The organism is Flaviflexus salsibiostraticola (assembly GCF_003952265.1).
GTDB classification, from domain to species: domain Bacteria; phylum Actinomycetota; class Actinomycetes; order Actinomycetales; family Actinomycetaceae; genus Flaviflexus; species Flaviflexus salsibiostraticola.
Window position 1 is genome coordinate 1,927,285 of the sequence record NZ_CP034438.1, and the last position, 18,752, is coordinate 1,946,036.

At 65.1% G+C, this 18,752-nt stretch carries 19 protein-coding genes; 4 read left to right on the plus strand and 15 right to left on the minus strand.

Features of this window, described 5'->3' with window-relative positions:
- The first annotated feature begins 67 nt into the window (after positions 1-67).
- Entirely contained in the window at positions 68-1,105 is a 1,038-nt protein-coding gene (locus EJO69_RS08920; RefSeq protein WP_164519923.1) for a sensor histidine kinase, read from the plus strand.
- Between the two features lie 150 nt (positions 1,106-1,255).
- On the opposite strand, the gene EJO69_RS08925 is transcribed toward EJO69_RS08920, so the two are convergent.
- The 13 genes from EJO69_RS08925 to EJO69_RS08985 all read right to left on the minus strand — a co-directional run bounded on the left by EJO69_RS08925 (position 1,256) and on the right by EJO69_RS08985 (position 14,004).
- Positions 1,256-1,867, minus strand: a complete 612-nt coding sequence (locus EJO69_RS08925) for a peroxiredoxin family protein (RefSeq protein WP_126041121.1) — start codon at positions 1,865-1,867, stop codon at positions 1,256-1,258.
- Positions 1,864-2,823, minus strand: coding sequence for a cytochrome c biogenesis CcdA family protein (locus tag EJO69_RS08930; RefSeq protein ID WP_126041123.1), 960 nt, complete (start codon positions 2,821-2,823; stop codon positions 1,864-1,866). Before EJO69_RS08930 ends, EJO69_RS08925 begins: the two co-directional genes overlap by 4 nt.
- 1 nt (position 2,824) lies before the next feature.
- A complete protein-coding gene (locus EJO69_RS08935; RefSeq protein WP_126041125.1) occupies positions 2,825-3,118 on the minus strand; it encodes a glutaredoxin family protein in 294 nt (97 codons plus the stop codon).
- A 199-nt stretch (positions 3,119-3,317) separates the two neighbouring features.
- Positions 3,318-4,079, minus strand: coding sequence for an SDR family NAD(P)-dependent oxidoreductase (locus EJO69_RS08940; protein ID WP_126041127.1), 762 nt, complete (start codon positions 4,077-4,079; stop codon positions 3,318-3,320).
- 3 nt (positions 4,080-4,082) lie between these two features.
- Complete coding sequence (locus EJO69_RS08945; RefSeq protein ID WP_126041129.1) at positions 4,083-5,639, minus strand: xylulokinase; 1,557 nt, start codon at positions 5,637-5,639, stop codon at positions 4,083-4,085.
- A gap of 245 nt (positions 5,640-5,884) precedes the next feature.
- Positions 5,885-6,586 carry a deoxyribose-phosphate aldolase gene (gene deoC, locus EJO69_RS08950; RefSeq protein ID WP_126041131.1) on the minus strand — a complete coding sequence of 234 codons (702 nt, stop codon included), beginning with the start codon at positions 6,584-6,586 and terminating at the stop codon, positions 5,885-5,887.
- 321 nt (positions 6,587-6,907) lie between these two features.
- Positions 6,908-8,095, minus strand: a complete 1,188-nt coding sequence (locus EJO69_RS08955) for a YihY/virulence factor BrkB family protein (protein WP_126041133.1) — start codon at positions 8,093-8,095, stop codon at positions 6,908-6,910.
- A gap of 61 nt (positions 8,096-8,156) precedes the next feature.
- A complete protein-coding gene (locus EJO69_RS08960; RefSeq protein ID WP_126041135.1) occupies positions 8,157-8,741 on the minus strand; it encodes a DUF3618 domain-containing protein in 585 nt (194 codons plus the stop codon).
- A complete protein-coding gene (locus EJO69_RS08965) occupies positions 8,738-9,184 on the minus strand; it encodes a phage holin family protein (RefSeq protein ID WP_126041137.1) in 447 nt (148 codons plus the stop codon). Before EJO69_RS08965 ends, EJO69_RS08960 begins: the two co-directional genes overlap by 4 nt.
- Positions 9,181-9,891, minus strand: a complete 711-nt coding sequence (locus tag EJO69_RS08970; RefSeq protein ID WP_126041139.1) for a hypothetical protein — start codon at positions 9,889-9,891, stop codon at positions 9,181-9,183. Before EJO69_RS08970 ends, EJO69_RS08965 begins: the two co-directional genes overlap by 4 nt.
- 34 nt (positions 9,892-9,925) lie before the next feature.
- The gene (locus EJO69_RS08975; RefSeq protein ID WP_126041141.1) at positions 9,926-10,471 is read right to left on the minus strand and encodes a PRC-barrel domain-containing protein; all 546 of its coding nucleotides are present in this window, start codon (positions 10,469-10,471) and stop codon (positions 9,926-9,928) included.
- A gap of 413 nt (positions 10,472-10,884) precedes the next feature.
- A complete protein-coding gene (locus tag EJO69_RS08980) occupies positions 10,885-12,288 on the minus strand; it encodes a DEAD/DEAH box helicase (RefSeq protein ID WP_126041143.1) in 1,404 nt (467 codons plus the stop codon).
- A 216-nt stretch (positions 12,289-12,504) separates the two neighbouring features.
- Positions 12,505-14,004 carry a DUF1846 domain-containing protein gene (locus tag EJO69_RS08985; RefSeq protein ID WP_245993608.1) on the minus strand — a complete coding sequence of 500 codons (1,500 nt, stop codon included), beginning with the start codon at positions 14,002-14,004 and terminating at the stop codon, positions 12,505-12,507.
- A gap of 197 nt (positions 14,005-14,201) precedes the next feature.
- Between EJO69_RS08985 and EJO69_RS08990 the strand changes: the two genes are divergently transcribed.
- The 3 genes from EJO69_RS08990 to EJO69_RS09000 all read left to right on the plus strand — a co-directional run bounded on the left by EJO69_RS08990 (position 14,202) and on the right by EJO69_RS09000 (position 15,970).
- Positions 14,202-14,756 (plus strand): type 1 glutamine amidotransferase domain-containing protein, encoded by a 555-nt coding sequence (locus EJO69_RS08990; RefSeq protein WP_126041145.1) that lies wholly within the window; start codon positions 14,202-14,204, stop codon positions 14,754-14,756.
- Between the two features lie 72 nt (positions 14,757-14,828).
- Entirely contained in the window at positions 14,829-15,536 is a 708-nt protein-coding gene (locus tag EJO69_RS08995) for a class I SAM-dependent methyltransferase (protein ID WP_126041147.1), read from the plus strand.
- Between the two features lie 38 nt (positions 15,537-15,574).
- A complete protein-coding gene (locus tag EJO69_RS09000; protein ID WP_126041148.1) occupies positions 15,575-15,970 on the plus strand; it encodes a hypothetical protein in 396 nt (131 codons plus the stop codon).
- Positions 15,971-15,997: 27 nt separating this feature from the next.
- On the opposite strand, the gene EJO69_RS09005 is transcribed toward EJO69_RS09000, so the two are convergent.
- Both EJO69_RS09005 and EJO69_RS09010 read right to left on the minus strand, forming a co-directional pair.
- Positions 15,998-17,080: a hypothetical protein gene (locus EJO69_RS09005; RefSeq protein WP_126041150.1), complete on the minus strand. Its 1,083-nt coding sequence runs from the start codon at positions 17,078-17,080 to the stop codon at positions 15,998-16,000.
- A 2-nt stretch (positions 17,081-17,082) separates the two neighbouring features.
- Positions 17,083-18,642 carry an alpha/beta fold hydrolase gene (locus tag EJO69_RS09010; protein ID WP_126041152.1) on the minus strand — a complete coding sequence of 520 codons (1,560 nt, stop codon included), beginning with the start codon at positions 18,640-18,642 and terminating at the stop codon, positions 17,083-17,085.
- Between the last annotated feature and the right edge of the window lie 110 nt (positions 18,643-18,752).

Sequence of the window (18,752 nt, forward strand, 5' to 3'; positions counted from 1 at the left end):
CCCTCTTGCCTGGGGAACGCGGACATTTCTGGCGTTCACTGCGGTCGTCGTGGCAAGCATGCTCTCGGTGGCAATTGTCGCGCTCATCGTGGGTCCGCCTCTGTTCCACGAGCACCTGCTGGAGCTCAGTCCCGTCGTCGGTTCAGAAGAGATGCGTCATGCCGAGCAGGCGTTCGTCGACTCAGGCGTGCGATCGTTGGCGGCAGGTCTCGTCGTCGCACTCGGCATCGCGATCCTCCTCTCCTGGTGGGAGAGCCGCCGACTCCGCCGCCCTCTCGAAGAGCTGACTTCGGCAGCGAATCGACTCGAATCCGGCGATGCGGGAGTCAGGGTCTCTGTTGATTCGGGCAGTCATGAGTTCAACGCCGTGGGCCGCGCTTTCAACGATATGGCGACGCGCCTCGACTCGACAGAGGAGAACCGGCGCCAGCTGCTCTCCGATGTCGCCCATGAGCTCCGCACTCCGCTGTCCACATTGATGGCGGAGCTGGAGGCGATTAGCGACGGCCTCGTTCCCTGGGATAGGGCTGGCCATGAGCTTCTCACGCAGCAGGCCGCCCGGATCCAGCGGATTGCGAACGACCTCAACGACGTGTCCCGTGCTGAGGAGGGCCGGTTCGAGCTGGATCTGCACCCCGTAGAGATCTCCGCGCTCGTGGACCATGCCATCGCCGTATTCCGCCCACAGTTCAGCGCCAAAGGAGTCGAGCTCACGGCCAGCGCCGGTTGGGGCACTGTCGTCGCGGACGAGCAGCGGGTCGGGCAGGTAATCGGGAATCTGCTTGACAATGCCCTGCGCCACACACCGAGCGCCGGGCATGTGCGCCTCAGCGCTGAGATCGTCGACGGCCGAGCCTCCATCTCGGTCACTGATTCGGGGGAGGGCCTCACCCCGGAACAGATGAGCCGAGTGTTCGATCGCTTCTATCGCACCGACACGACTCGGGCCATGGACGCGGGAGGTTCGGGGATCGGTCTTACGATCTCTCGCAGCATTGCGAGAGCCCATGGCGGTTCACTCGCGGTCGAGAGCCCGGGCCTCGGCGGAGGGGCAGCCTTCATGCTCACCCTGCCCAACGCCTCGATCCACGCGCGCCGGTCCTGAGCAGTTCCAGGAGAGCGGGGTTCCTCTTCTCCTGGTCGATGCAGAGTCGGCCACGCAGAATGGGTGCTCGTCCATTCACGGTCGGGATCGAAAAGCCGTCGAGAGCATTGAAGACGCGGTCTCGGGGGACGTTTCGGAGGCCTTGGCGTCTCAGCTCAGTCCGAGAATCTCCGTGCTCACGTCGAGCAGCTCCTCGGGCTCCAGCCACATGGACGGGTAGTTGCCGTACCAGCGTTGGATGCCCTCGCCGTCGATGAGGACGAATCCGTGACCGGGTAGGCCAGGGTGCATTCCCTTGTCGAGCACGTCGTAGGCCTCAGAGACGATTCCGTTGTCGAGGAGGTACGGCGTCGTCACGCCGAACTGGGCCATGTCAGGGGTGATCTGCTCCGCCGTGTTCATGACGATCGGCAGCACCGTGATTCCGGCTTCCTCGAATCCCGGGTGCTTCTCGATCGCCGCCATCTGAACAGTGCATGATGCGCATCCAGCTCCCTCATTGAAGTAGAGGATGACGGGACCAGGCCGCAGGTCGCTCAGCGTGATCGTGGAACCATCTGTACGTGACAGAGTGAAGTCTGGGGCTGCTGCATGCGTCTCCTGTTGATCGGGAGCAGGTGACCAGAGAAGAGCAATCCCGAGAACCGCAGTAACGACGATGGCGGTGGCGAGGCGCCAGACAAGACGGCGCCGCTTCGCCTGTCTCGGATCAGACGGTCCTGTATGGAGGTCGTGTCGCTGAACGGGCGTGGTCCGGGTCATTCGGTGTCCTCTGGGTTGGAGATGGCGGTCGGCCGGCTGGCGTGGATCTGTTCTGCGTCAGAACCGCAGCAGTCATCCCGTCCTGTCTCGGCCTTCGCGCTGCGGTCGCGGAGAGTCATGAGGACGAAGGCAGCGACGAGCGCGAGCAGTGCGAGCCCGAGCACAGCCTCAGGAATCGGTGCAGTCAGCGTCAGGAGCCAGGCGAAGACCACACTGAGCCACTCACCGACGCCGACCATCGGTGTATCGGCCCCGGTCATCTCGGTTGCGCCGGCTTGGGCGATGACAGCGATTCCCATAGCGACGAAACCGATGGCAACGGCCACATTGACGGTGTTGGTCGCCAGGCTGAAACGGCCAAGGCGCAGGCGAACCGACCGTGCGCGGAAGGAACTCCGCATTCTATCGGGCCGTCGATCCCAGAGCAGGGCCATAACGAACAGCGGGATCACCATGCCGAAGACGTAGGCGGAACCCAAGACAAGCCCGCCAGCCGCCGACCCGGACAGCGCCGACAGTGTCATGACACCGGCGAGAACCGGGGCGCAGCAGCTAGATGCGATGCCGGAGAACACGCCCAGGCTGAAGAAGGTCGCAGAATCGTTGCGAGCCGTGTCCGGTGACCTCAGAAAGGACGGCATTGACCACATGGCGCCGGACAGGGAGAGGATACCGAGCCCGATCATGAGGAGGCCGCCCGCCCAGTAGAGCGCCACGTGGTACTGGGAGATTGCGCCGGCGACGAGACTCACGCCCATGGTAATCGGCACCAGGACCATGGCGAGTCCGGCAGCGAACGTGAAGGTCAGCGGAAGCAGGCGCCACCGGCGGTTCTTTGCGGCAGCGGCGAGATAACTGGGGGCCAGGAACACGATGCAGCAGGGCGCAAACAGTGCAACTCCACCCGCGAGGAAGGCGGCAAGGATCCCGCCGGCGCTCAACAGCTCTGCGCCCATGTCAGCAGGCCTTCAGCTGCTGGACGAGCCTGGCCATCTTGCCGCGGGGCAGGCGCCCGTCATGGAAGTAGCGGCCCTCGACCAGCACAAGCGGGAACATGCCGGGTCGATGGGCCGCGATCAGCTCCCGGCCTCGCTGCGATTCAGCGTCGACGAGGTGGAGCTGGATGTGCCCTTGGCTCTCAAGTTCGCCCAGCCGCTCGTGCGCATCATCGCAGAACTTGCAGGCGGGGGCCGTGACCAGTGTTATCTCGGCAAGGGCTGGACTCGTCGGGGGCGAAGTATTCTCACGCATGCGGTTCACGAACTCAACGCTAGGCCGCCGTTATTGAGTGGGTGTTCAGCGCAGATCAAGATCCGATCAAGGAAGTCGCTTCGGCGCGGATGGGTGATGGTGGTCGTCTCGCATGAGGCCGGCGTACATGGCGTCTGGATAGAGCTGTGCTCGGCCCCTTTGCAGAAGCCGAGCACAGCAGTGTCACCCACCAAGGCGACTATTCGTGGACGGTCCACCCACCGTCGACAACAAGGTTCTGGCCCGTGATTCCCGTGGTGCTGGGCGAGGAGAGGAAGAGCACCGCATTCGCGACCTCATCCATCTCCAGCAGCCGACCAACGGGGATGCGGTCCTGCATGTGGGCGAGCCACTCTTCGTTCTGCAGGTTGTGGGCCGTCATCGGAGTGAGGACATAGCCCGGGCTGACCGTATTGACGTAGATCCCGTGGCGGGCGCCTGCGACGGCCATGTCCCGTGTGATGGCCTGGATGCCGGCCTTCGTCACCGCGTAGATCAGATGGCTGCCATCCGTTGTGTGGGCGCGGTGGGAGGCGATGTTGATGATGCGCCCCGACTTCTGCGTGAGCATCTGTCGGTAGCCCGCCTGAGCGACGAAGAACGCCGCCTTGAGATTCACATCGTTGAGGAGGTCCCATTCCGCCTCGGTGATGTCTTCGTGGGGCGTGCGGTTGGCGAGGCCCGCCGCGTTGACGACGACATCGATCCGCTTGTGGTCCTCGACGATGCGGTCCATGGCGCTGCTGATCTGCTTGTTGGAGCGCAGGTCGCATTCGAACGCGTAGGCGCTTCCCGGACCGGCGGACGTCAGCTCATCGGCGACGGCGACTGCTTTGTCCTTCTGGACGTCGACGATCGCGACGGTCGCCCCTTCAGCGCAGAGGCGGCGGGCAATCTGGGAGCCGATCCCGCTGGCGCCACCGGTGACAACGCAGACGTGGTCTGTGAATTGCATGCTCATCGCTCACTTACTCTCGTGAATGTAGCGGAAGTAGCCGCCGCCGGACAGAGCTTCGTAGCCCTTGACGAAGCGTCCGTACGCCTTGTCGTAGGCCTCGCGGTTCTCGGGGTTCGGCTGGAAGACACCCTTGACGCGCACGGCACGGCTGACTGCGTCATCGAGATCCTTGTAGACGCCGAGCCCGACGCCGGCATGGAGGGCAGCGCCGAGGCAGCCAGTTTCGGAAACCTCGAGGGCTGCGACGGGCACCTGGTACATGTCCGCCTGCATCTGGTTCCATACGTCGGACTGTGTCGCGCCGCCGGCTGCGCGGATCTCCTGGACCTCAACGCCCATGCTTCGGATCGATTCGAGGTTGTCCCTCATCTCCAGGGTGATTCCCTCCATGACCGCTCGCGCCATCTCGGCCTTCGTCGTTCCGAGGTTGAGTCCGAGGAAGGCGCCCCGGGCGAAGGAGTCGGCCCGGGGGCCCGACCCAGCTCCCTGCAGGTACGGCAGGAAGGTCAGTCCGTTGGCGCCGGGTGCGACAGACTCGATCTGCTTGTTGAGGAGGCGGTAGGGGTTGCCGTCTGTGCCGAGCTCCTTCGCCATGGCGACCTCGAGTGAGCCGAGGGTGTCGCGGAACCAGCGGTAGCTCGATGCGGAGGCGATGGAGGCGGCCTCCACCGTGTAGTTCTCGGGGCCCGAGTTGTTCTTGACGATGAGAGTCCCGTTGGGGTCGCGCACCGAATCCTCGGTCGCCACATAGACCGCGCCGTAGGTGCCGATGACCGAGACGGCCGTCCCGTCGTGGACGAGGCCGCCACCTAGCGTCGAGCAGTTCTGGTCCATCGCATCGACGCAGATGAGCGTGCCCTCGGCGAGACCGGTGAGGAGAGAGATATCGCGGTTGATGGTGCCGACAACGGTTCCCGCCTTGACGATGCGGGGGAGTGAGACTCCGGTGAGCCCGATGGCGTCGATGATCTCCTGACTCCAGTCGCCCGCCTCGACGTCGAAGATTCCGGTCCTCGATGCGGTGGCTGTGTCGTTGACGAACCAATCCTCGGCACCGAACTCCTTGAGGAAGAAGTCCTGATGGTGGCTGATCTTGACGATCTTCGCCCAGTTCTCGGGCTCGTTGTCCTTGAACCACATGTATTTCGTCAGGCACGGGACCGTCGCCGCCGGGTACCCGGAGATCTCGTAGAGGCGATCCGGGTCGATGAACTCTCCTCCGCGGATGCGCTCGACGTAGTCGACGCCACGGGTGTCCTGCCAGCCGATGAAGGGGCGGATGAGCGCCTCGTCTTTATCGAGGCCGCCGAAGACGGAGCCCTGTGTTGACATGGCCATCGCCTTGACGTCCTCGGGCTCGACTCCGGCATCGCGGATGGCAGCCCGGCAGGATTCGTACAGAGCCTGTGTCATGTCTTCGGGAATCTGCTCGACCCAGCCGGGGTTGGGATAGTAGCAGGGATACTCGCGGTAGTCGGATCCGATCATTCTGCCTTCGGTGTCGAAGACGCTGGTCTTGCATCCTGTGGTCCCGGCGTCGATGCCGAGGAGGTAAGTAGCCATGTGGTTCTCCTCTAGAGGTTGTGCATTCGATTTCTGCATGGCGGGGCCGCGCGACAGCGTCGTCGCGAGAGCTCCTGCCGTGGTGGGGTTGTGCTCTGTTGCGCAGCTACAGTGCGCAGGCTCCGCCTAAGCGGAACCGCCGGGCGTGCGGACGCGGGCTGCCAGCGGCGCTGCTGGCAGCTCTGCGTCGAACACGCACCGGATGCACTGCGCGAGGTGTTCCCGCGCAGTGCATCCGGTGTGGGTTAGACGGTCATCCCGTTGTCGACGTACTCCGCATACTGCTTGACGAGCTTCGCGGCGGAGCGGGTCCCAATGAGGGAGACCCCGTACTTCTCAATGAGCCAGAGCGAGGCGGGCATCGCGAACGTGCGAGGCACGCCCGACACCTTGAGCTTCGTCTTCGGGTTCGTGATGTTGTCACGCATGATCTTGACCTGTGCCTCGGTGGGGAAGCCCTCCGAGCCGGTCGCTGTCTTCACGTAGTCGATGCCCGCGTCGGAGCACATCTTCGTCAGGGTGGCGATCTCTTCGTCGCTGAGGAAGCACACTTCGTAGATGAGCTTGCTGATCGCCCCACCCTGGCAGCGTTCGACGAGGCCCGCGAGCTCCTTCTCGACCAGCGCGTAGTTCTTGTCGCGCAGTGCGCCGATGTTGAGAACCATGTCGACGGCGGTCGCTCCGAGCTCCAGACCCTCGTCGATCTCAGCGAACTTCATCGCGGTCGACGTGGCGCCATAGGGGAATGAGATCGCGGTGCCGACGTGGACATCCGATCCGGCGAGCACTTCGGCGACGACAGGGGTCCAGTACGAGTTGGTGTAGCAGGCCGCCACGTTCGCATCCCGTGCACCCTGCGCATGTTCGCGGATGTCCTTCTCGGTCGAGCTCTGAAGATGCAGTGCCATGTCGAAGTGCTTGGCATATTCCGCGACGCTTAACGTCATGTTCCTTCTCCTTTGAAAGAATCAGTGTTCATCTGGCCGGTGTCCCGGACCTTAGGGTGATCATATCGCCTATACAAGTATAGTCAAGCGCGTACAGGATGTCCCTGATAGTGAGACGGTGCCGCCGATTCTGAGCGGGTGAGCATCACGCCGCAGGTTTAGTGCCTTCGGTGTGGCCTCAGCATCGCACCGTCGACGGGTGGATCGGTGGGTTGTCCACAGGGCAGGACCGCGCGACGGTGTCGGCTCGCCGGGGCAGGTGGCACGCTGGCGCCGCGTTGGGAGGACTGACGACCGAGGAGCTTCTCAAGTCGTACCCTCCTAGGGGGCGGGGCGGCTTCCGCCTCTCGATTCGTCGGCCGGGTTCGCGCCGCCCAGGTCCGCGCTTCGAGTCGACTCTCCACCGGACCGTTCGCTCGCCGCGTTCTCACGCAGGTCACGTCCGTCCCGGATGAGCTCGTCCTGCTTCTCCCTCTGCTTGTACACCTTCTTCGTGTCGCGCGGGGGCAGCTGGATGGAGTCTTCGGCCTCGATTCCACTCTGCAGCTGACGTGCGCGCTCAACCTCGGCATCGATCTCCAACCCGAGCAGGATCATGATGTTGAAGATCCACAGCGCGAACAGCAGTGCCATGACGGAGCCGATGGCTCCGTAGGAGCTGTAGCTCGCGAAGGAGGAGAAGTAGAAGTAGAGGGCGATGGCGGCGACGATGATGCCGAGGATGGCGACGGCCGAGCCGATTGTCACCCACTTGAATTTCGGCATCCGCACATTCGGCGTGAAGTAGTAGAGCACGGCGATGATGACGATGACGAGGGCGAGGATGACCGGCCACTTGATCCATGCCCAGATCGGCAGGAACGTGCTCGTGAGGAAGTTGAGGACCGAGGTCAACCCAAGAGGTTCTGCAACGGGCCCGAGCAGGCCGTCGACGATTGTCTCATTGAGGGCAATCGAGACGAGGATGAGGACGGCGCCGACGAACATGGCGAGGGTCGTGAGCAGCATGGTGCCGGTCTTCTTGACGAAGCCGCGACCCTCCTCCCGCTCGTAGATGATGTTCGATGATCGCGCGAAGGCCTTGACGTAGGCGGATGCCGCCCAGAGGGCGGTGGCGATGCCGACGATGAGGGCGATGATGCCGCCGGATGCTGAGCCCGAGACGCTCGTGACGAGGTCCATGACGAGACTCTGATAATCATCGGGGACGTTGGCGCTGACGAAGTCTTCAACCGCTGTCGTCACCGAGGAGGCATTCGAGGACAGGACAAGGGTGATGAGGGAGAAGATGACGAGCAGAGAGGGCGCGAGCGAGAGCACCGTGAAGTACGTGAGCATGGCCGCCAGGTCCGTGCCGCGGTCCGAGACGAACTCCTGGACTGCCCTCGTGAGGCCATAGCGCCACGAGCTCTTGTCGAGGTGCGGCGGTGAATCCGGCTTCCTGTCACTGTCGGGCGCGGGCGCGTCCTCTGCCTCAATGGTCCGATCAATATTCTCGCGGTTCGCCATCTCTCTCCTCCTTCATGAGGTGCTGGGGCTGCGGGCAGCGGTCCACAGCCCCAGCCTCGAACTAGAAGCGCTCATCCTTCACGCGGTGACCGGCTCTCTTCGTCTCATCCTGAAGGTGCGAGGCGTGGCCCTGCCCCTGCGCCTTCACCTCCTGGGCGCCCTCGGCGGCGCGGCTCTGGACGGCTTTCGCGGCCTGCTCAGCCTGAGGCTTGAGGTGCCCGCCCGCCTCCTGGGCAATGCTCTTGGCCTCCTCGACCATCGGCTCCGAGTGCTCCTTCACCGCCTGAGCCGCGTCCTGCTCGGCCCTGCTGGCGGGTATCAGCGAACCGACGAGCCATCCGGCGCCGAAGGCGACGAGGCCCGCGGCGAATGGGTTGCCGCGCGTGCGACTCTTGACGCTGCCGGGGGCTCGCCCAACCGCATCTCCCGCCTGATGGGCGAGGTCCGCCGTTCGGTCCCTTACTCCCGGACCTCTGCTCGAGCCCATGACGGACTCGCGGACGTGGTCGACTCGTTCACGGATCCTGTCTGTCTGTCGACCGACTGCCCTCGACGGGCTCACCTTTTCTGCGAGGGCGTCGACATCGTGGCCGACCTCGGCCCGAGTGCGATCGATCTCAGCTCTGATCTCGTTGGGATCACTCATGGTGTCTGCTCCTTCGGATTCATGGTCGGGGGAATGTCTTGAAGGCTCTCCTGCGTCTTCGGCAGGCCCTTGATCTCGTCCATCTGCTTCTTGCCGAGCCAGACGAGGACGGCGGCCGCGATCGCCCAGAGTAGGGCGACGATGAGGGCAGCCCAGCCGGCATGCATGCCACTGGCGAGGGCCCACATGAGGGCGGTGGAAAGGAAGATGAGGAAGAGCAGGGCGGCGACTGCTCCTCCTGCGAACATCCCGATCCCGCTCCCCGCGCGCTTCGCTGACTCGGTCGCCTCAGCCTTCGCCAGGGCAACCTCCTGCCGCATGAGGATGCTGAGGTTCTCGGTCAGGCGCGAGAAGAGCTCGCCGAGGGATTCGTTCCGTGCGCGGATTTCGGCCTCTGAATCGCCCGCGGGGACCGCGCCGTGACCGGCGTCCATCGCACTCATGCGTTCCGCCCCCTGTCTCCCGTACCGAGGATGTCGTCGCCGGGGCGCGGCTCGCCCCCGTAGTCACTCGTGGGCTCCACTCGCGAGCCGGTCCCAACTGGGCCAGGGCCGGGCCTGGGCGCTCCTGCCAGGGTTGGGTCGACGATCGGTGCAGATTCGCCGCCGTAATCCGATGTCGGCTCGAACCGGGTCCGGGTGCCGGTGTCGGCCGTGGAGTCGTGACTGCCGACTGAGTCATCACTGTCGGTGAATCCCCGCGTGAGTCGGCCAGCGGCGATGCCGAGGCCGGCCGCGATCGCGAGGAAGAGACCCGGGCGGCGTGACGCGAACCGGCGGACGTCGCCGAGCAGCTCGCGCGGCTCCTTCGTCTCGAGCTGGTGGGTGAGGCGCTGAGCGCGATCCGCCGCCTGTGAGACAAGTTGGTTGACCATCTCGGATTCCGGGCGCTCCCCGCGCGAAATCCGCTGGAGATCGTCCGACACGGTGCGGGAATGCTCAGCGAGGCGGCTCTGCTGCGTCGAGGCCTGGGCGGACACTTCGTCGCTCAGCGACGAGGCGAGCGACTTCGCCTGCCCCTTGGCCTCTGCAGCAACTGCGTGCGCCTGCTCCTTGACACTTCCGCCCATGTCCTTCGCGGCGTGTGCCGCCTCTGTCTTCACGTGCTCGGCTTCGTGACCCATCTTGGCTGCTTCAGAATTGTCATTCATGATTCGTCCTTCGTATTGGGGTTGACGGTGGCGATCAGAGATCGCGGCGATCGGCCCCGCCGTCGACGGCGCGATCCGTGGCGTCGCGGTCGAGCAGGGTCTCGTCGCGGCTGGCGGAGTCTTGGTCGGGATACGTGTGTCTGCGCAGGCGCGCCCGGTCGGAGAGCTCCCGATCGGCTGCGCCGGTCGTGCCGACGTGTCCGCGCGGTCCAGAACGGTCAGCGGGGGAATCCAGCGGGGTGTCCCGGCCAGTCGCATCGGGACCGCTGTAGTCGAGGCCGTAGTGATCCCAGATCCGGCGCTCTTCGCTGTGGTCGATCGGCCCATCGGCGTCAATGTTCGGAGCGTCCTTGATGAAGCTCTTCTCGTGGGGGACCGTGAGGCCGTCCGCAGACCAGCGCGCGTCCGCAAGTGGAACGAACGTCTCCTTCATCCCGAAGAAGCCGGTGCGCACGGTGACGAATGTGGGTTTGCTGCTCGTCGCGTCGAGGTAGACCTGTTCAACCTTGCCGACCTTGTCGCCGTTCGCATCGAACACCACGGCATCCCGCAGCCTGTCGATTGAGGTGACATCGTTCATGAGCCTCTCCTTCTTCTCTTCACGCAGAGCCTCTGCGTGACCTGCGCTACATTGAGGATTCGGCAAGTGTGGGCCTATGACCAGCGACGATGCAATTTATGCTGGTCAGGTCCGGAGGAATTTCCAAGGGAAGATCCGTCGAATGTCCAGAGTGCCGCGTTGCCTGGATGGGACCTGGTGGCCGTCTGTGAGCGTGAAGTACTCGATCGGCCTCCGGTTGCATCATCGCGGTCAGCGCCGTTCTCGAACGTCGAGGCGGAGAGCAGGTGCCAACGTGGATGGTTCGCCGACGGGTGCGTGAGGAAGCGCGGCAGACGGGACGCGCGACGACGCGCACGCTCGCAGGCGGACTGGCGGTCGAAGACAAAAAAATATGCACTGTCGATGACAGTGCATATTTCGATGATCAGAGGCTACCTGGAGCTGCTCCGGGAGAAGTCCGCAGCTGTGCGGGCCGACCTGCGCTCAGACGTGACGGGTGCCGCGGTGCGGGCGGAGCCACCGCGCCTGCGACGCGACCGGCCGGCCTTCGCCTCGGTCCCGCCCCGCGAGGGGCGATTCCGGTTGTTGCCTCCGGACCTGCCGCCCTGCTGGGCCTGCTGGGGCGGAGCGCCTGCCCCAACGATCTCCGCGGCCCGATCGGCCGACAGGAACACCCGCTTGCCGGGGGCGAGCTCGTCGAGAATCGCGTGGTCCGGGTAGGCGTCGGTGAACGTGGGCGTGATCTTCGCCTTGCGGAGGAGATCCTTCACGTCCCTGCGCTGCTGCGGCAGTTCGAGGGTGATGACAATGCCGGCCTTGCCGGCGCGGGCCGTACGACCCGACCTGTGCAGGTACGCCTTGTGCTCAACAGGCGGGTCGGCGTGGATGACGCGCGCAACATCGTCGACGTGGATTCCGCGGGCTGCGATATCGGTGGCGACGAGCGTCTGGACGCGGCCCGAGTGGAATGCGTCGAGGTTGCGGGTGCGAGCATTCTGCGAGAGGTTTCCGTGCAGATCGACCGCGGGCACGCCCGTCTTGAGGAGCTGCTTGGCAAGCTTCTTCGCGCCGTGCTTCGTGCGTGTGAAGACGATCGTGTTGCCCGGGGCTGCGGCGAGGGAGGCGATGACGTCGGTGCGATCATCCGCATCGATCCGCAGCACATGATGCTCCATCGAGTCGACCGGCGACACGGCGGAGTCGGCCTCGTGGGTGATCGGCTTGTGGAGGAACTCCTGCACGAGCGTGGACACACCGGCGTCGAGGGTTGCCGAGAACAGCATCCTCTGGCCGCGTGCGGGCGTCGCCCGCATGATGCGGCGAACGTTCGGCAGGAACCCCATATCAGCCATGTGGTCGGCCTCGTCGATGACGGTGATCTCGATCGCCGAGAGATCGGCAAGCTTCTGTCCCATGAGGTCGAGAAGGCGACCGGGGCAGGCGATGAGGACATCGACACCGGCCTGAAGGGCGCGCGCCTGCGGATTCTGGTTCACGCCGCCGAAGACGACGGTCGACGTGAGGCCGGCCGACTTCTCGAGGGTGACAAGGGACTCGTGCAGCTGAAGCGCGAGCTCGCGGGTCGGGGCGAGGATGAGGGAGCGGGGCTTCCTCGGCTGGCGCGGGCGGTCGGACTCCATGAGCCGGGTGACGAGCGGCAGGAGGAACGCGAAGGACTTTCCGGAGCCGGTGCGGCCGCGGCCGAGCACGTCCCTGCCGACGAGAGAGTCGGGCAGTGTCGCTGCCTGGATGGGGGTGGGGGTTGTGATGCCGCGGTCCGCGAGTGCGGAGACAAGGCTGGCGGGCACGCCGAGGCGTGCAAAGTTGGATGACATGAATTCACCAATCGGGAGTCGTCTCACCGGGGCGATAATGCTGAAGCATGGTGGGCGTCCTGCAGGATTTTGATTGACCTGCGCGCCAGCGATCCGGGGTAAGACTGCGCGGACCGATATTTCGACACTATCAGACACATTCCCGTGCGCTGGTCCACGGTGTCGTTGTTCACCAAGTTCACCAAGGTCGCCCGCGCGGGCGACCTTGGTGTGGGACTACCGCTTCCGGTACAGCTTCTTCACCTGATAGACGGGCTCAGAGGTGACGTAGACGCCGAGGTTCCGGAAGATGTCCTCATCGACCGTCCCGAGGATGGTCGTCGTGTGGACATCGCATCCGCGCAGATTCTTCAGCTCGGCGAGTGCCCGCTGAGCGTGGTCGTCCGTGCTCGCCGACACCGAGAGGGCGATGAGAACCTCGTCTGTGTGGAGTCGGGGGTTTCGCGAGCCCAGGTGCTTCGTCTTGAGGTCCTGAATCGGCTTGATCGCCTCCCGCGAGAGGAGTTGGACGCGATCGTCGATGCCGGCCAGCGCCTTGAGTGCGTTGAGCAGCATCGCCGAGGAGCAGCCGAGCAGCTCGGTGGTCTTGCCCGTGATGATCCTGCCGTCGGCGAGTTCGATCGCCGCCGCGGGCGCCTTGGTCTTCCGTTCGATGCGCAGGGCCGGCTCGACGGTGCTGCGGAATCGGGTATCGATACCGAGCCTGCCCATGATGATCGCGATCCGACCCGACTCGACCGGGTCGAGGTCGTCCCTGTGCTCCGCGACGACTGCCTTGTAGTAGCGGCGGATGACCTCCTGTTTCGCGGCGTCGCGGCACGCCTCATCATCGCTGATGCAGGAGCCCACAAGGTTGACGCCCATGTCCGTTGGCGACTGGTACGGCGACTCTCCGAGGATCTGCTCCAGCAGCTGAGAGAGCAGCGGGAAGACCTCGAGGTCGCGGTTATAGTTGACGGTCATCTCCCCGTACGCGGCCAGATGGTAGTGGTCAATCATGTTGACGTCGTCGAGGTCAGCCGTGGCCGCCTCGTATGCGAGGTTGACCGGGTGATCGAGCGGGAGATTCCAGACGGGGAACGTCTCGAACTTCGCGTAGCCGGAGGGAATGCCACGCAGGTGGTCGTGGTACAGCTGAGACAGGCAGGTGGCGAGCTTGCCGGAGCCGGACCCGGGTGCCGTCACGACGACGACATCGCGGGTGGTCTCGATGTAGTCGTTCTTCCCGAACCCGTCCTTCGACACGACATACTCGGGGTTCGCGGGGTATCCCTTGATCGTGTGGTGGCGGGCCACCTTGAAACCCATCCTCTGCAGCCGTGCGCGGAACGACTTGGCAAGCGAGTTCCCGTCGTTCATCTGGGTCAGGACGATGTTCTCGACGAGGAAGCCGCGCTCGCGGAAGACATCGACGAGCCGCAGAACATCCTGCTCGTAGGTGATGCCGAGATCCTTGCGCATCCGCTGCCGCTCGAGATCCTTCGCGTTGAGGGCGATGATGATCTCGACCTCGTCCCGGATCTGCTCGAGCATCGTGATCTTATTGTCGGGTGTGAAACCCGGAAGTACTCGGGAGGCGTGATTGTCGTCGAAGAGCTTCCCGCCCATCTCGAGGTAGAGCCGCCCGCCTATGCGGGCCTTGCGCTCATCGATGTGCCGCGATTGAAGTTCGATGTACTTGGCACTGTCGAAACCCACTGCTTTTACTGTCATCATGCTCGATTCCACGCGTCTGCTTCGGGGGAGCCCTCAAGAATCTTAGAGCCAAATCGGCTTGAAGGAGAAGAGCGGGTGCCAGCTCACTGCACAGTGGACGGCGACTGGAAGGCGCCTGGACGGCTGATGGCGTCCTCTTGGCAGTCGCCGTGCCGGTCGGGGAGGGTGGAGGAAAGACCAAGCGAAAGGGTAGTCACATGGACCTGACAGGACACAGAATCGCATTCCTCACCAAGAGGGGCGTCGAGCAGCCCGAGCTGACCGAGCCCTGGAAGGCCATCGAGGCGGCCGGCGGAGAACCGGTGCTCGTGAGCGACGAGCCCGGCACGATCGTGGCGATGATCGGCGACTGGGATCACGGCGACGAGTTCACGGTCGACGTCACGCTCGACGAGGCCAACCCGGATGACTATCTGGCGCTCGTCCTGCCGGGCGGCACGATCAACGCCGACAAGATCCGCACGAACGAGAAGGCCCAGGCCTTTGTCAAGGCGTTCATGGACGCGAACAAGCCCGTCGCCCCGATCTGCCACGGTCCGTGGATTCTCATCGATGCGGGAGTGATCGAGGGGCGGACGCTCACGTCCACCACCCGCATCAAGCATGATCTCGTCAACGCGGGAGCGAACTGGGTGGATGAGGAGTTCTGCGTCGATGGCAATCTCCTGTCCAGCCGCAGTCCCCGCGACCTCGACGCCTTCAACGCCGGCATCGTCAAAGCCTTTTCAGAGGCGGCAGCCAGGCAGAACTGACCGACCGGGAGCGGTGGGGGAGCGGTCGTTGCGCCCCACCGCCCAACCCTGTCCAGCGGTTAGGGTCGAGGTGTGAGCCTCCCCGATTTCACGCCGTCCCCGAACCAGGCGGGCGACCCGGATCTCTACGATGTGGAGAACGCCGCGATCGACCACGAGGGCACGCTGTGGCGGGCTCTGCGCGACCAGGCGGACTGGCGTGGTAAGACGCTGCTCGATCTCGGCTGCGGGTCGGGATGGTGGCTGCCTCGCTGCCACGACGCCGCAGGCGTCATCGGTGTCGAACCCGATCCGTCGCTGCTCGGCCGCGCCCGGAGCCGGCCCGGTGGGGGTCGCGTTCTCCACGGGTCCGCCGAGCACATTCCCCTCGACGACAGCTCGGTCGACGTCGTTCACGCCCGCTTCGCCTACTTCTTCCCCCACCCGACCTTCACTCCCATCGCCGGTCTCCGCGAGGTTGAGCGCGTCCTCGCGGACGGTGGGACCCTGGTCGTCATCGACAACGACACGGAACGCGGAGAGTTTGCCGACCTGCTCCGATCGAGCGCCTATGCCGAGCTGCAGGGGAGGGACACGTACGCCCGCGACTGGTGGGCGAGCCAGGGTGCTCGGACCACGGAGGTCATGAGCTCCTGGCAGTTTGACTGCCGCCAGGATCTCGAGCGCGTTCTGCGGATGGAGTTCCCCAGAGATCTGGCGGACGTCTGGCTGAGCGCCCACCCGGACAGCACCCACCTCTCCTACGGATATCTGCTCCATCGGTGGACCCCGCGGGGCTAGAGTCAGACTGTTGAGGATGTCCCGAGCGAGGAGCGAGCATGAGACTCACATACCGGCAGTGGACTCGCCTGAGCCCGGCTGAAGCCCTCGCCCGCATCACCGCCATGCGCGATCACGCCGTCCCGTTCACCGTCATCGACCAGGACGGCAGTTCGGTCACCGCGATCACCCGAATCGGGCCCATTCGCATCGAGGACAACATGGAGATCCGTCCGATCGAGACCAGCGGGACCAGCGCCCGCGGCTCAATTGTGAAGACAGGCCCAGTCCTCGCGGGCACCCTGTCGTTCGCCGCGGTGGAGACCCCGCACGGGACGGTCATCGGCTGGGACCAGGACCTCCACTTCCTTCCGCTTCGGCTCCTCGATCCGGTGCTCGCGATCGTCATGAGGGTCGGCTACGGCATCGCCTTCAGCAGGCTCCTGCGCCCCTGAACGGCCGCGTTGGAAAGGCAGACCTGCTCAACGCAGAGGCTCTGCTCGGCGCCATCTCGTCGCGCGCATGTAGCTCTCGGCTCCACCGGCGCCGGTCCGCTGCCACCGACCTCTCACCGCCGCCGGGGGATCCCGGATGTCGCAGACCCAGCGATACGTCGTCGGCCACCGGCGGAACACGGGGATCACAGTCGTCACGGCCCTCATGAGCCAGGGCAATCGGCCCGGCCGCCACCGCTCATCAACGTCGAGCATGACCTGGGCGCCGGCATGGGTACCGCGGCATCGCCACACGCCACCCGTAAGACGGACGCCGTCGATCCCCACATGCCAGCGACCTGAGGATTCAGGGATGTCGTCTGCCGCGAAGTTGGGCAGTCGTGGCGTGAGGACGAGCCGCGCCTCGTGGCCGGCATCGGACGTGCGAATGGAGAGAACGTCATCCACGTTTTCGATGTCGCAGGGCGCCGCCGCAGCCTCACTCGACGGGTTGACCTGCAGTGCAAGGACCGGGGCGGCGTACTTGATGAGGTGATGGCGGTGGAGCCGGGCCCCGGGGAGTGCCCCGGTCCGAGCATCGATGCCGTCGATCTCAACGAGGGGCGCAGAGTCACCGTGCCTCACCAGGTCGAAGACGGGCATCCACACCAGCAGCAGACTGGAGGGGTGCTCGATGGCCGCACCGACTGGGGCCAGGAGTCCGCCGCGCCGGCGGACTCGACCATCGCGATCATTGACGCGGATGTCCACGTCGCGGCCGTCGACGTCACGGAAGCGGACCTCCGCATCGACCCCGTCGTCCGCCACCATCAGGCGTGCTGAATCGAAGTCGATGACCGACCATGAGCGGGTGCCGCCGCCGATGTCATAGCCCGACGGGTCGATGGTGAGGCCTGCCTGCCTGTAGTAGTCAACGCGGCGGTCCTCCCGCCGTGACAGGAATGCGAGCATCCCCGTCCCGTGGCGATCATCGTCGAACCACTGCAGCTCGAAGCCGTCATACACGGGGTGATCGATCAGCTCCGCATTGAGCATCGCGGCGATGTGGTCGAGGCGGAGGGAGAGCGGGATCAGACTTCCCGCGGGAGGTGGCGGCACTTCTTCAGTCATGATCACTGCCCTCGGGTCTCGGCCAGAACGACATCGACCATGACGTCGGTGAAGCGCCCCGGCTCGTCGTAATTGGGGGTGTGTCCGGATCGATCGAACTCGATCCACTGCTTCGACTCGGCGTCGAGCATGTCGAACCATTCTCGCGCGAGGACCTCTCGACCTTCGGCCTCGTGGGCCCCCTGGATCATGTAGATCGGGACGTCGAGTCGGCGCACGTCCTGCCTGAAGTCGACGTGGCCGAGCTGGGGGTAGAGGACGGCGAACGTCTCGGCCATGGCGGCCATGCCCCGCAGCTGCTCGATGAGCGTGTACTCTGCGGCGAAGAAGCAGAGCGGATATTCCGAGGCAGGGTCGAAGTCCTCCCCGTGGGGGAAGTCGAACCACTCCGGGTTGCCCGTGAGCGCCTCCGTGTAGCCGAGCGGGTCCTCGTACGGCGGGGGGCCCCACTCCTCGAGCCGAGCAACCCGGGTTGCGTCGCCCGTGCGCCGCGCCTGGTCGAGGTTCTCCTCGTACATGAGCGCGTCCGTCTCGAACGGGTCGACCATCTGACCCGTGCCGACGTACGCGTGGAACAGCTCCGGGCGGGATTGGACGGCCCGGACGCCAATAATCGACCCCCACGAGCTGCCGACGAGATAGATGCGATCCTGTCCGAACCGTTCTCGGAGATAGTCGGTGACCTCGAGCGTGTCCTCTGTCATCGACTGAACGGTCAGCGTGTCGGTCGGCTCGAGTGCCGCATAGGACTTTCCCGTCCCCCGCTGGTCCCACGTGACGACGACGAAGTGCTCCTCGAGCGGTTCGCCAGAGCGCCGCATGCGGCCCAGCGCCGAGCCTCCCGGCCCACCCTCAAGAAACAGCAGCACCGGATTGGTGCGATCGTGGCCGCGGATCATGAGGTGCTGATCGTGGCCACCGATCTGCGCGACTGTCAGCTCGCTGATCGAACCTGGCATGGGGGCGCCGGACGCGTCGGTGATGGCCTCGGTGCTGGCCGGCCGGACAAGGCCGATGAGGAGGGCCAGGACGGCTACGGTCCCGATCCCGAGGATAATGCGCGTGCCCACCACGCGGCCCGTGCTGCTCGGCCGTGCGTCGAATCTCCGCCATCGCCTTGACGCCATCAGGCCCCAGCCCGCGCCGACAAGGAGGGCGGGGAGCGTGACGAGGCCGTCGATGCCACGGCCGACGGTGAACATGAGGAGGCCGTAGATTCCGTCCAGGCGCACCCCGTCGACCGTCGGACCGGTGATCGGCAGGCGAGCGGTCTCGTAGGCGGCGGCGAATGCAAGAGGAAGGACGAGTAGCACCCAGCGGGATCGGGCCACGAGCGCGGCATAGGCTCCGAGTAGGAGGCAGCCGATGACAGTCAGCACTGCCTGAAGCGTCGTGACCGCACCGCGGGGGAGTAGCAGCCCGCCGAAGGCTCCCCCCGCCATCGCGAGCCCCGTGGCCAGCGCGAGGCGCCCAGCCCGCGGGGACTGCGGGCTTCTGGAATGCCGACTCTCCCCTGCTCGGGAGGAGCCGAGGCGGCTGTCGGCCGGTTCTGTCGCGTCCATAGCGATCACTCTCTTGCCGGTCGCCGATCGTCGGCGAAGCCGTGGTCATAACCTACGCCTGGGAATCGTCCTCCACCAGTGGGCCATAGTCCCGGCACGAAAGGGCCCCG